The following is a 13769-nucleotide window of genomic DNA, read 5'->3' on the forward strand; positions in this document are numbered from 1 at the left end:
GGGCGGAATTGGGCAACCGATTCCGCCCCTCTTCGTTTGTGGCGGCGTTCACCGGAATCAAGAACAATGGCTGACAAGGTCCTGATCTACTCGCGCTTCCCCAAGACGATGATGGCGCGCTTCGCCGAGCGGTTCGAACTGCTGGACACCGGCGGCAAGCCCGCGCGGGAGGTGTTTTCGGCCGACGAGCTCGGCGGCATCCGCGCGATGCTCACTGCGGGCGGCACCCCGCTCGGGGCCGAGGCGATGGACCTGTTTCCGAAACTCGGCGCCATCGTCTGCTACGGCACCGGCTATGACGGCGTCGACCTGAAGGCGGCCGCCGCGCGCAACATCGCGGTCGGCCACAGCCCGGGCGCCAATGCGGCCTCGGTTGCCGACATCGCGATGACCCTGATGCTGGCGACGACGCGGCGGATCCTGGTTGCCGACCAGTATGTCCGCAGTGGCGATTGGGCCGCGTCAAAGCCCTCGCCGATGATGCGCCCGCAGGCCGGCATGCCCGGCCGCCGCATCGGCGTCTACGGCATGGGCGAGATCGGCCGCAAGATCGCCGCGCGCTGCGCCGCCTTCGAGAGCGAAATCGGCTATTTCAGCCGCACCAAATACGATCTGCCCTATCAATATTTCCCGACGCTGGAGGCGCTCGCCGACTGGTGCAGCGTGCTGATGATCGCGGTCCGGGCGGGGGCCGAAACCCAGCACGTCGTCAACGCCGATATCCTGGGGCGCCTCGGTGCGGACGGCTATGTCGTCAACATCTCCCGCGGCTCGGTCATCGACGAGAGGGCCCTGGTCGTGGCGCTCTCCGACAAGACCATCGCCGGCGCCGGCCTCGACGTCTTCGAGAAGGAGCCGCACGCGCCCGATAGCCTGACCGCGCTGCCCAACGTGGTGTTTGCGCCCCATCTCGGCGGCCACACCCTGGAATCGCACGTCGCCATGCAGAACTGCGTGCTGGCGAACCTCGGCGCGTTCTTCGAGGGCAAGCGGCTGCCTTACGGGGTCAAATCGGCCTGAATCGGTCCTTGTCAGCCCGGGTCAAGCGCCTGCGGCAACGGATTGGAACTGGTGTGAATTTTGCTCTTGGCAAGCAGGCCCGGAGCGGTTAAAGAACCGCCTCCGGACGTGCCGGCCTCGGCTGGCGCGTTCGTGCACGCATTCCGAAAACCCGACACGACAGGAGATCATTCCTTTTCAGGACGTCCGCGAGGATTTGCCGGAAAAGGAAGGGAAACCCGTCGGTTGGTGGAATGCGGGCAGAGGTCAGGCGGTTCGCCGGCTGACCTTGTCCTGTCCAAGACTGCAGGCGCCCGCGGGAAATTTCGATTTCTCAACGGCTTAATCGCATGGCCTGCATAGACGGGTGAAGACCGGATTTCACTTCGCACCCAGCTTTAAGGGCTGGTTTGCGGAACGGGTCTGGTTCGGACCTCGACACGCCGTGGGCTCTAACGGGCTCCCGGAGGGCAGGCTTTGAATTGTCGTCTTGCCCGGCGTGTCCGAAGGGTTTGCCCCCTGAGGTTCAGGTTTGGGTGGGACGATGGGTGCAACCCGGCGGTCCCGCTTTCGCGATGACCGCCAACCGGAAAGAGCTTGCTGTGGAACGAGCGGCAAAAAAAGAAGCGGTCGAACAGCTCAATGGGGTCTTCAAGACCACGAGCGTCGCGGTCGTTGCTCAATATTCCGGCCTCACCGTCGCCCAGATGCAGAAGCTGCGCCAGCAGATGAAGCAGGCGGGTGCCTCGGTGAAGGTCTCGAAGAACCGTCTCGCCAAAATTGCTCTTGAAGGCACTGACGTCGTTGCCATCGGCCCCATGCTGAAGGGGCCGACCGTGATCGCCACTTCGAACGATCCGGTAGCGGCGCCAAAGGTCGCCATCGAATTCGCCAAGGCGAACGAAAAGTTCGTCATCGTCGGCGGCTCGATGGGGAAGACCGTCCTGAATGTCGACGGCGTGAAGGCGCTTGCCTCGCTGCCGTCGCTTGATGAACTGCGCGGCAAGATCGTCGGCCTGCTTGTGGCCCCGGCGACCAAGCTCGCTCAGCTCGCCAATGCGCCCGCGGGCAAGCTCGCGCGTGTCATCCAGGCTCATGCCTCAAAGGGCGAAGCGGCCTGACGCCCTTCGCAAAACTCAAACCCGAACCAGACTTACACGTAAGGAAACTGAACAATGGCTGACTTGCAGAAGATCGTTGACGACCTCTCGAGCCTCACCGTGCTCGAAGCTGCCGAACTCGCGAAGCTCCTCGAAGAGAAGTGGGGCGTTTCGGCTGCCGCGGCTGTCGCCGTGGCCGGCCCGGCTGGTGGTGGCGCTGCCGCCGCTCCGGCGGAAGAGAAGACCGAGTTCACGGTCGTTCTCGCCGGCGCCGGCGAAAAGAAGATCGAGGTCATCAAGGAAGTCCGCGCCATCACCGGTCTCGGCCTGAAGGAAGCAAAGGACCTCGTCGAGGGTGCTCCGAAGCCGCTGAAGGAAGGCGTGAACAAGGAAGAAGCCGACAAGATCAAGGCCCAGCTCGAGAAGGCTGGCGCGAAGGTCGAGCTCAAGTAAGCGCAAGCTTGCTGGCACGAGATCCCGGGCGAGCGTCAAGCGAGGCCCGGGATCTTGGTCCACCCTTACGGAGGGCGGGCCGGATGCAAAAGGCGTGCGACGGAACGTCCCGACGCAGGCCGAACACGAAAAAGTGTGGGGATTGGAGGGTTTACTCCTCGAATCTGCACTATTGTCGCCCCATATCGGGTCGACAGCACGAAAGCGCGGTGGGCAGGGATTCCGGATTTCCCTGTAAGCCGTTGGGAGAGCAGGCTATTTCGGGCTTTTGCAGTCCGTGAAGACAATCGTTGAGACGGGCGGGCGTGCCTATGCGCCCCGCGCGTCGTTTTGCGTTTTGAAGGTCTGAAGAACAGATTCAGGACATGACGGCCTGAAACTGGATTTTCGGTCCCCAAAACGGGTTCGAAAAATTCAACCCGGGGAGCGGCGGCAGCTGCGTCCTGGACGGCGCGCCCGGAGCGGGCGACGAAATGAGAGGCCACGATGGCGCAGCAGACATTCACCGGTCGCAAACGCGTTCGCAAGTTCTTCGGACACATCAAGGAAGTCGCCGAGATGCCGAACCTCATCGAGGTTCAGAAGGCGTCCTATGATCAGTTCCTGATGGTCGACGAACCCCAGGGCGGCCGTCTCGACGAGGGTCTGCAGGCGGTGTTCCGCTCGGTGTTCCCGATCTCCGACTTCTCGGGCACCTCGATGCTGGAATTCGTCCGCTACGAGTTCGAGCAGCCGAAATATGACGTCGACGAGTGCCGCCAGCGCGGCATGACCTTCGCGGCCCCCCTCAAGGTGACGCTGCGCCTCATCGTGTTCGATATCGACGAGGAAACCGGCGCCAAGTCGGTGAAGGACATCAAGGAGCAGGACGTCTACATGGGCGACATCCCGCTCATGACGATGAACGGCACCTTCATCGTCAACGGCACCGAGCGCGTCATCGTCTCGCAGATGCACCGTTCGCCCGGCGTGTTCTTCGACCACGACAAGGGCAAGACCCATTCCTCGGGCAAGCTGCTGTTCGCCGCCCGCGTGATCCCGTATCGCGGCTCCTGGCTCGACATCGAGTTCGACGCCAAGGACATCGTCTATGCGCGTATCGACCGTCGCCGCAAGATTCCGGTGACGTCGCTGATGTTCGCGCTCGGCCTTGATGGCGAGGCGATCCTGTCCACGTTCTACAAGAAGATCCTCTACAAGCGGACCAAGGAAGGCTGGCGCGTTCCGTTCGACGCCAACCGGTTCCGCGGCTACTCGACCATCAACGACCTGATCGACGCCGACACCGGCAAGGTCGTGCTCGAGGCCGGCAAGAAGCTCACCGTTCGCGGTGCGCGTCAGATGCAGGAAAAGGGGCTGAAGGCGCTGCGCCTGTCGGATGAGGAGCTCGTCGGCAACTACCTCGCCGAGGACCTCGTCAATCCCAAGACCGGCGAGATCCACGCCGAGGCCGGCGAGGAGATCACCGACAAGAACATGAAGGCCCTCAACGAGCAGGGCTACAAGGAACTGCCGCTGCTCGACATCGACCACGTCAATGTCGGCGCCTACATCCGCAACACGCTCTCGGCCGACAAGAACATGACGCGCGAGGACGCGCTGTTCGACATCTACCGCGTGATGCGTCCGGGCGAGCCGCCGACGCTGGATTCGGCGCAGGCCATGTTCCAGTCGCTGTTCTTCGACGCCGAGCGCTATGACCTCTCCGCGGTCGGCCGCGTCAAGATGAACATGCGCCTCGACCTCGATGCGCCCGACACCCAGCGCACGCTGCGCAAGGAAGACATCCTCTCCGTCATCAAGACGCTGGTGGACCTTCGCGACGGCAAGGGCGAGATCGACGACATCGACCATCTCGGCAACCGCCGCGTGCGTTCGGTCGGCGAGCTCATGGAGAACCAGTACCGCATCGGCCTGCTGCGCATGGAGCGCGCGATCAAGGAGCGCATGTCCTCGGTCGACATCGACACGGTCATGCCGCAGGACCTGATCAACGCGAAGCCCGCGGCTGCCGCGGTGCGCGAGTTCTTCGGCTCCTCGCAGCTCTCGCAGTTCATGGACCAGACCAACCCGCTGTCGGAGATCACCCACAAGCGCCGCCTGTCGGCGCTTGGACCGGGCGGTCTGACCCGCGAGCGCGCCGGCTTCGAGGTGCGCGACGTGCATCCGACGCATTACGGCCGCATCTGCCCGATCGAGACGCCGGAAGGTCCGAACATCGGCCTGATCAACTCGCTCGCGACCTTCGCGCGCGTGAACAAGTACGGCTTCGTCGAGACGCCGTACCGCAAGGTCAAGGACGGCCGCGTCACCGACGAGGTCGTGTACCTCTCGGCGATGGAGGAGGGCCGCTACACGGTCGCGCAGGCCAACGTGCCGCTCGACCCGAAGGGCCGCTTCACCGAAGACCTCGTGGTCTGCCGTCACGCCGGCGAAGTCTTGCCGGTGACGCCGGACAAGGTCGACTACATGGACGTGTCGCCGAAGCAGCTCGTTTCGGTCGCCGCGGCGTTGATCCCGTTCCTCGAGAACGACGACGCCAACCGCGCGCTGATGGGCTCGAACATGCAGCGCCAGGCGGTGCCGCTGGTTCGCGCCGAGGCGCCGTTCGTCGGCACCGGCATGGAAGGCGTCGTTGCCCGTGACTCGGGCGCCGCGATCGCGGCGCGCCGCTCGGGCGTGATCGACCAGATCGACGCCACCCGCGTCGTGATCCGCGCCACCGAAGATCTCGATCCGACCAAGTCGGGCGTCGATATCTACCGGCTGATGAAGTACCAGCGCTCCAACCAGTCGACCTGCATCAACCAGCGTCCGCTGGTGAAGGTCGGCGACATCGTCAAGAAGGGCGATATCATCGCCGACGGTCCGTCGACCGATCTCGGCGAGCTCGCGCTCGGCCGCAACGTGCTGGTCGCGTTCATGCCGTGGAACGGCTACAACTTCGAAGACTCGATCCTGCTCTCCGAGCGGATCGTGAAGGAAGACGTCTTCACCTCGATCCACATCGAGGAATTCGAGGTGATGGCCCGCGACACCAAGCTCGGACCTGAGGAAATCACCCGCGACATTCCGAACGTCTCGGAAGAAGCGCTCAAGAACCTCGACGAAGCCGGTATCGTCTACATCGGCGCGGAAGTGCGCGCCGGCGACATCCTGGTCGGCAAGATCACGCCGAAGGGCGAAAGCCCGATGACGCCGGAAGAAAAGCTCCTGCGCGCCATCTTCGGCGAGAAGGCCTCCGACGTTCGCGACACCTCGCTGCGCGTTCCTCCGGGCGTGCAGGGCACGATCGTGGAAGTGCGCGTGTTCAACCGCCACGGCGTCGACAAGGACGAGCGTGCGCTGGCGATCGAGCGGGAAGAGATCGAGCGTCTGGCCAAGGACCGCGACGACGAGCAGGCGATCCTGGACCGCAACGTCTACAACCGTCTTGCCGAGCTCCTCGAGGGGCGGCAGGGCATTGCGGGTCCGAAGGGCTTCAAGAAGGACACCAAGATCACCCGTGCGGTGCTCGAGGAGTACCCGAAGTCGCAGTGGTGGCTGTTCGCGTCGCCCAACGACAAGCTGATGGCCGAGATCGAGGCCATGCGGAAGCAGTACGACGAGTCGAAGAAGGGGCTCGAGCAGCGCTTCCTCGACAAGGTCGAGAAGCTTCAGCGCGGCGACGAATTGCCGCCCGGCGTGATGAAGATGGTCAAGGTCTTCGTCGCGGTGAAGCGCAAGATCCAGCCCGGCGACAAGATGGCCGGCCGCCACGGCAACAAGGGCGTGGTGTCGAAGATCGTGCCGATCGAGGACATGCCGTTCCTCGAAGACGGCACGCATGCCGACATCGTGCTCAATCCGCTCGGCGTGCCCTCGCGCATGAACGTCGGACAGATCCTCGAGACCCATCTCGGCTGGGCTTGCGCCGGCCTCGGCAAGCGTATCGGCCAGACCGTCGATGCCTATTTGTCGAAGCAGGACATCAAGCCGCTGAAGGAAACCTTGAAGAAGGTCTACGGCGACGACGAGACGATCAAGTCGCTCAACGACAACGAACTGATCGAGCTCGGCCACAATCTGAGCCGCGGCGTGCCGATCGCGACGCCGGTGTTCGACGGCGCCAAGGAAGCCGACATCGAGGAGATGCTGAAGCTTGCCGGTCTCGACGCTTCGGGTCAGTCGACCGTTTATGACGGCCGCACCGGCGATGCCTTCGATCGCAAGGTGACGGTGGGCTACATCTACATGCTCAAGCTGCACCATCTCGTCGACGACAAGATCCATGCGCGTTCGATCGGTCCGTACTCGCTCGTCACCCAGCAGCCGCTGGGCGGCAAGGCGCAGTTCGGCGGCCAGCGCTTCGGCGAAATGGAGGTGTGGGCGCTCGAGGCTTACGGCGCGGCGTACACGCTCCAGGAGATGCTGACGGTGAAGTCGGACGACGTCGCCGGCCGCACCAAGGTGTACGAGGCGATCGTGCGCGGCGACGACACGTTCGAGGCCGGTATTCCGGAATCGTTCAACGTGCTGGTCAAGGAAATGCGCTCGCTCGGCCTCAACGTCGACCTGCACAACTCCAAGATGGGACCGGCGCCGACGTCGGAAGCGGCCGAGTAATTCGACCATTCATGCCCGGCCGTCTCGGCCGGGCATTGGCGCCCCTCCTGAGGCCTTGAGGGCAGGGCGCCCCGCTCGAGTGATTTTCGAATTTGCCGCCGGAGGCGACCGGCGCGCGAGGAGAAGACGATGAACCAAGAAATTATGAATCTCTTCAATCCGACGACTCCGGCTCAGGTCTTCGACCAGATCCGGATCTCGATCGCGTCTCCAGAGAAGATTCTGTCCTGGTCCTACGGCGAGATCAAGAAGCCGGAGACCATCAACTACCGTACCTTCAAGCCCGAGCGCGACGGCCTGTTCTGCGCCCGCATCTTCGGGCCGATCAAGGACTACGAGTGCTTGTGCGGCAAGTACAAGCGCATGAAGTACAAGGGCATCATCTGCGAGAAGTGCTCGGTCGAGGTCACGCTGTCGCGCGTCCGGCGCGAGCGCATGGGCCATATCGAGCTCGCAGCCCCGGTCGCCCACATCTGGTTCCTGAAGTCGCTGCCCTCGCGCATCGGCCTCCTGCTCGACATGACGCTGAAGGATCTCGAGCGGATCCTCTACTTCGAATACTACGTCGTGCTGGAGCCGGGCCTCACCGCGCTGAAGGACCGTCAGCTGCTGTCGGAAGACGAGTATCTGAAGGCGCAGGACGAGTACGGCCAGGATTCCTTCACCGCCATGATCGGTGCGGAAGCGATCCGCGAGCTGCTCAAGGGCATGGACCTCGAGAAGCTCGAGGCCTCCTTGCGCGTCGAGATGCAGGAGACCGACTCCGACATCAAGCACAAGAAGCTCGCCAAGCGCCTGAAGATCGTCGAAGCGTTCCGCCACTCCGGCAACAAGCCGGAATGGATGATCATGACCGTGGTCCCGGTGATCCCGCCGGACCTGCGTCCGCTGGTGCCGCTGGACGGCGGCCGATTCGCGACCTCGGACCTCAACGACCTCTACCGCCGCGTCATCAACCGCAACAACCGCTTGAAGCGGCTGATGGAGCTGCGCGCGCCCGACATCATCATCCGCAACGAGAAGCGCATGCTTCAGGAAGCGGTCGATGCCCTGTTCGACAACGGCCGCCGCGGCCGCGTCATCACGGGTGCCAACAAGCGCCCGCTGAAGTCGCTCGCCGACATGCTCAAGGGCAAGCAGGGCCGCTTCCGCCAGAACCTGCTCGGCAAGCGCGTCGACTATTCGGGCCGTTCGGTGATCGTGGTCGGTCCCGAGCTGCGCCTGCATCAGTGCGGCCTGCCGAAGAAGATGGCGCTCGAGCTGTTCAAGCCGTTCATCTATTCGCGGCTTGACGCCAAGGGCCTGTCCACCACCGTGAAGCAGGCCAAGAAGCTGGTCGAGAAGGAGCGGCCCGAGGTCTGGGACATCCTGGACGAGGTGATCCGCGAGCATCCGGTGCTGCTCAACCGCGCGCCAACGCTGCATCGTCTCGGCATCCAGGCATTCGAGCCCGTGCTGATCGAGGGCAAGGCGATCCAGCTGCATCCGCTGGTCTGCGCCGCGTTCAACGCCGACTTCGACGGCGACCAGATGGCCGTGCACGTTCCGCTGTCGCTCGAAGCGCAGCTGGAAGCGCGCGTGCTGATGATGTCGACCAACAACATCCTGCATCCGGCGAACGGCCAGCCGATCATCGTGCCGTCGCAGGACATCGTGCTCGGTCTCTACTACGTCTCGATCATGCGCGAAGGCCTGCCCGGCGAGGGCAAGATCTTCGGCGACATGGCCGAGCTCGAGCACGCGCTGCACGCGAAGGTCATCCACCTCCACACCAAGATCAAGTATCGGTGGCAGGGCATGGACGAGACCGGCAAGGTCTCGACGCGCTGGATCGAGACGACTGCGGGCCGCGTCATGCTCGGCAACCTGCTGCCGAAGAACCCGCGGATTTCGTACGAGATCATCAACAAGCTGATGACCAAGCGCGAGATCTCGGGCGTCATCGACCAGGTCTACCGTCACTGCGGCCAGAAGGAGACCGTGATCTTCTGCGACCGCATCATGGCGCTCGGCTTCTACAACGCGTTCAAGGCCGGCATCTCGTTCGGCAAGGACGACATGGTCGTGCCGAACTCCAAGTGGAAGATCGTCGACACCACCCGTACGCTGGCGAAGGATTTCGAGCAGCAGTACAACGACGGTCTGATCACCCATGGCGAGAAGTACAACAAGGTCGTCGACGCCTGGTCGAAGGCCACGGAAGAAATCGCCAAGGCGATGATGAAGGAGATCTCCTCGACCAAGAAGACGGCGAGCGGGGCGGATGCCGACATCAACTCGATCTACATGATGGCTCACTCCGGTGCCCGCGGTTCGCCGGCCCAGATGCGCCAGCTCGCCGGCATGCGCGGCCTGATGGCCAAGCCGTCGGGTGAGATCATCGAGACGCCGATCATCTCGAACTTCAAGGAAGGCCTCTCGGTGCTCGAGTACTTCAACTCGACCCACGGCGCCCGTAAGGGCCTCGCGGACACCGCGTTGAAGACCGCGAACTCGGGCTACCTGACCCGTCGTCTGGTCGACGTGGCGCAGGACTGCATCATCACGCAGAACGACTGCGGCACCAAGCTCGGCATCAAGATGCGCGCCATCGTCGATGCCGGCACCGTGGTTGCCTCGCTCGGCTCGCGCATCCTCGGCCGCACGGCCTGCGAAGACGTGCGTGACAGCTCGGGCAAGGTGATCATCAAGCGCGGTACGCTGATGGAAGAGAGCCATCTGGACGCCATCCAGCAGGGTGGTGTGCAGGAGGTGAAGATCCGCTCGGCACTGACCTGCGAGCTCGTCAACGGCATCTGCGGCATGTGCTACGGTCGCGACCTCGCCCGCGGCACGCCGGTCAACCACGGTGAAGCCGTCGGCGTCATCGCGGCGCAGTCGATCGGCGAGCCCGGCACCCAGCTGACCATGCGCACCTTCCACATCGGTGGTGCGGCGCAGCTCAACGAGCAGTCGTTCGTCGAATCCAACTTCGACGGCAAGATCGTGATCCGGAACAAGGCCATCGCCCGCAACAGCGAAGGTCACCTGGTCGCGATGGTCCGCAACATGGTGGTGGCGATCGTCGATGCCGACGGCACCGAGCGTGCGACGCACCGTATCCAGTACGGTTCGCGCCTGCACGTCGACGAGGGCGACACCGTCAAGCGCGGCCAGCGCATCGTCGAGTGGGATCCCTACACCCGTCCGCTGCTCACCGAAGTCGAAGGTACCATCGGCTTCGAGGATCTGGTCGAGGGGCAGTCGATCTCGGAAACGCTCGACGAGGCCACCGGTATCGCCAAGCGCGTGGTCATCGACTGGCGCTCGACCCGCGGCGGCTCGGACCTGCGTCCGGCCATCGTGGTCAAGGGCAAGGACGGCAAGGTGCTCAAGCTCGCCCGCGGCGGCGATGCCCGCTACATGCTGTCGGTCGACGCCATTCTCTCGGTCGACGTCGGAGCCAAGGTCAATCCGGGCGACATCCTCGCCCGCGTCTCGACCGAAAGCGCCAAGACGCGTGACATCACCGGCGGTCTGCCGCGGGTGGCGGAACTGTTCGAGGCACGGCGTCCGAAGGATGCGGCGATCATCGCCGAAATCGCGGGCACCATCCGGTTCGGGCGCGACTACAAGAACAAGCGTCGCATCTCGATCGAGCCGATGGACAAGACCGACGAGCCGCGCGAGTACCTGATCCCGAAGGGCAAGCACATCCACCTTCAGGACGGCGACGTCGTCGAAAAGGGCGACTTCATCGTGGAAGGCAACCCGGCGCCGCACGACATCCTGGCGGTCAAGGGCATCGAGGAACTCGCGGCCTATCTGGTCAACGAGATCCAGGAGGTCTACCGGCTCCAGGGCGTGCTCATCAACGACAAGCACATCGAGGTGATTGTCCGTCAGATGCTCCAGAAGGTGGAAGTCACCGACCAGGGCGATACGGACATGATCTCCGGCGAGCAGGTCGACAAGATCGAGTTCGACGTGCTCAACGAGAAGGCCAAGGAAGAGGGCAAGAAGATCGCCACGGGTACGCCGGTTCTGCTCGGCATCACCAAGGCGAGCCTCCAGACCCGCTCCTTCTTCTCGGCAGCCTCGTTCCAGGAGACCACCCGCGTCCTCACGGAAGCGGCGGTCAACGGCAAGGTCGATCCGCTCGAAGGCCTCAAGGAGAACGTCATCGTCGGCCGGCTGATCCCGGCGGGCACCGGCGCCTCCATGGCCAAGATCCGCGAAGTCGCGATGAAGCGCGACAAGCTGATCCTGGACGAGCGCGAGAAGCAGGCGGCCGTCGTGTCGCCCGCGCCGGAAGCGGAGCTTCCTGCGCTGCCGCCTGCGGAATGATGGTTCATCCGTAGGAATACCGAGGACAATGAAAAGGCCGGCGAAAGCCGGCCTTTTTGCTGCTTTGTTTCCCTGTTGCGGTGCAGGATCAACCTTTGTTCATCTTTCCTTCAGGCGTAAAAGCGCTTCTGCTAGGGGAGTTTAGACCGGTGGTCCCGTGACGGGGGCAGGGCCGGAGACCACGGAACTCATATGCTTGATCTCGCAATCGTAGGCGGCGGCCCCGGCGGGCTGATGAGCGCCTGGTATCTGAAGCGTAAGCTCGGCGACCTCTGCCGCGTCACCATCTACGAGGCATCCGACCGGCTCGGCGGCAAGATCGTCACCCGCAAATTCGATTCCGCGCCCGCGATGTACGAGGCCGGCGTTGCCGAGATCTACGACTACTCGATGACGGGCCCGGATCCGCTGCGCGAGCTGATTCAGCATTTCGGGCTTCAGACCATTCCGATGGATGCCGAGCAGGTGCAGTTCGGCGGCGAGCTGCTGAACGACGTGCCGGGCATGCGCCGCAAATATGGCGCCAAGACCGCGGCCGCGATCGAGGCGTTCCGCCAGCGCTGCACCGAGGTGATGTCGCCGGTGGAGTATTACGAGGGCGTCGGCGCGCACGACAACGAGAATCCCTGGGCCTACAAGACCGCCGAGCAGGTGCTCGACGAGGAGGTCGAGGACGAGACCGCAAAGCGCTTCTTCAAGGTGATGGCGCGCTCCGACATCGCGACCGAGAGCCACAACACCAACGGCCTCAATGCGCTCAAGAACTACCTGATGGACGTCGACGGCTATATCGGCCTCTATTCGATTCAGAACGGCAACGAGCAGCTGATCGAGTGCCTCCAGTCGGAGGTCAATGCCGACATCCAGCTCAATCACCGCGTGCTTACCGTCGGCAAGGCGCCGACGGGCCGCTACCAGCTCAAGATGATGAACGGCAAGGGGCCGGAGACGCGAGACTTCGATCTCGTGCTGGTCTGCCTGCCGCATTCCTGGCTCGCCACCGTCGGCTGGGAAGGCGAGCAGCTCCGCAAGTCGATGGTCAAGCACGTCTCGTATTTCGACCGTCCGGCGCATTACCTGCGCGTCTCGATCCTGTTCGACTCTCCGTTCTGGGGCGACAAGATTGCCGGCGCCTGGTTCATGTCGGAAGCCTTCGGCGGCTGCTGCGTCTACAACGAGGGCGCGCGCCACGACGTCGGCAAGCACGGCGTGTTGAACTGGCTCATTCCCGGCTCCGACGCGCTGGCCTTCGCCAATCTCTCGGACCAGGAGCTGATCGACGCCGCGCTGAAGTCGCTGCCGGCGTCCCTCGGCGATGCGCGCGCGCATCTCGTGGAAGGCAAGATTCACCGCTGGCTGTCGTCGGTGAACGCGATTCCCGGCGGTCTGCCCGTGCGCGACGTCATGACCAATCACCGGCCCGAGCCGAAGGAGCATCCCGGCATCGTCGTGGTCGGCGACTATCTGTTCGACTCGACGCTGAACGGCTTGCTGGATTCCTCGGATGCTGCGACCGACATCATCCTGACCGAGATGATGCGCCTGCGCCGCGAGCGCGCCCAGGACGACAAGCCGCTTTCCGACAAGATCGATCGCGACTATTTCGAGAATTATCGCGGCCTCGGCCCCTATAGCGAGGCGTGGCAGCACTTCACCGATCCCGATTACCTCACCAGCCTGATCAGCATCGTCTGGGGCAAGGCCAAGGGCGTCAAGCTGTTGGTCGCGGGCTCGGCCAGCGGCGAATTGGTCGGCGCGCTGCGCGAGCGCGGCATCGATGCCTTCGGCATCGAGAACAACCGCGCCATCCACGCCAAAACGCCGAAGGCGCTGAAGAAATACAACAAGCTCGGCTCGATCACCGACATGCCGTTCAAGGACGGCGCCTTCGACTTCGTGTTCGAGACCAGCCTCTGCCACGTTTCCCCGAAGCAGGTGGTCCGCGCGATTCGCGAGCTCAACCGCGTGGTCAAGACCGGCCTCGTGTTCGGCTCGATCACCTCGGACATGGCCTCGGCCGTGATCGACCGCTACGACCTCCTGCGCGGGGTCAAGAAGCTCGGCACCTGGTGGGAATGGTCCGAACTGTTCTTCGGCAATGGCTTCGATCTGTCGATGCACCGCAAGGACTGCACCGATGCGCTCTGGGAGGCGACGCTCGCCGCCAACAAGGGGCCGGGCCAGTGGTACGCCGACGCCGACAGTCTGCGCTATTCCTTCTTCGACAAGGTCGAAGACGAGGACGACCACTAGCCGCAAGGATCGGACCGGATTCGCCAATTGCTT

At 63.7% G+C, this 13769-nt stretch carries 6 protein-coding genes; all 6 read left to right on the top strand.

The window, feature by feature from the left end; translation table 11 throughout:
* Window positions 1-66: 66 nt before the first annotated feature.
* Window positions 67-1020: a 2-hydroxyacid dehydrogenase gene (locus tag XI09_RS02270; protein WP_271565507.1), complete on the top strand. Its 954-nt coding sequence runs from the start codon at window positions 67-69 to the stop codon at window positions 1018-1020.
* Between the two features lie 581 nt (window positions 1021-1601).
* Entirely contained in the window at window positions 1602-2120 is a 519-nt protein-coding gene (rplJ, locus tag XI09_RS02275) for a 50S ribosomal protein L10 (RefSeq protein WP_092192758.1), read from the top strand.
* A 54-nt stretch (window positions 2121-2174) separates the two neighbouring features.
* Entirely contained in the window at window positions 2175-2552 is a 378-nt protein-coding gene (rplL, locus tag XI09_RS02280) for a 50S ribosomal protein L7/L12 (RefSeq protein ID WP_271565508.1), read from the top strand.
* Between the two features lie 486 nt (window positions 2553-3038).
* A complete protein-coding gene (gene rpoB / locus XI09_RS02285) occupies window positions 3039-7157 on the top strand; it encodes a DNA-directed RNA polymerase subunit beta (RefSeq protein WP_271565509.1) in 4119 nt (1372 codons plus the stop codon).
* A gap of 129 nt (window positions 7158-7286) precedes the next feature.
* A complete protein-coding gene (gene rpoC / locus XI09_RS02290; protein WP_271565510.1) occupies window positions 7287-11483 on the top strand; it encodes a DNA-directed RNA polymerase subunit beta' in 4197 nt (1398 codons plus the stop codon).
* A gap of 192 nt (window positions 11484-11675) precedes the next feature.
* Window positions 11676-13736, top strand: coding sequence for an FAD-dependent oxidoreductase (locus XI09_RS02295; RefSeq protein WP_271565511.1), 2061 nt, complete (start codon window positions 11676-11678; stop codon window positions 13734-13736).
* Window positions 13737-13769 lie beyond the last annotated feature (33 nt).

The organism is Bradyrhizobium sp. CCBAU 11386, from assembly GCF_028128955.1.
Taxonomy (GTDB): Bacteria; Pseudomonadota; Alphaproteobacteria; order Rhizobiales; family Xanthobacteraceae; genus Bradyrhizobium.

Coding starts and splice junctions, on each gene's coding strand:
- rpoB (WP_271565509.1), top strand. CDS start 3,039: ATGGCGCAGCAGACATTCACCGGTCGCAAACGCGTTCGCAAGTTCTTC.
- rplL (WP_271565508.1), top strand. CDS start 2,175: ATGGCTGACTTGCAGAAGATCGTTGACGACCTCTCGAGCCTCACCGTG.
- XI09_RS02270 (WP_271565507.1), top strand. CDS start 67: ATGGCTGACAAGGTCCTGATCTACTCGCGCTTCCCCAAGACGATGATG.
- XI09_RS02295 (WP_271565511.1), top strand. CDS start 11,676: ATGCTTGATCTCGCAATCGTAGGCGGCGGCCCCGGCGGGCTGATGAGC.
- rpoC (WP_271565510.1), top strand. CDS start 7,287: ATGAACCAAGAAATTATGAATCTCTTCAATCCGACGACTCCGGCTCAG.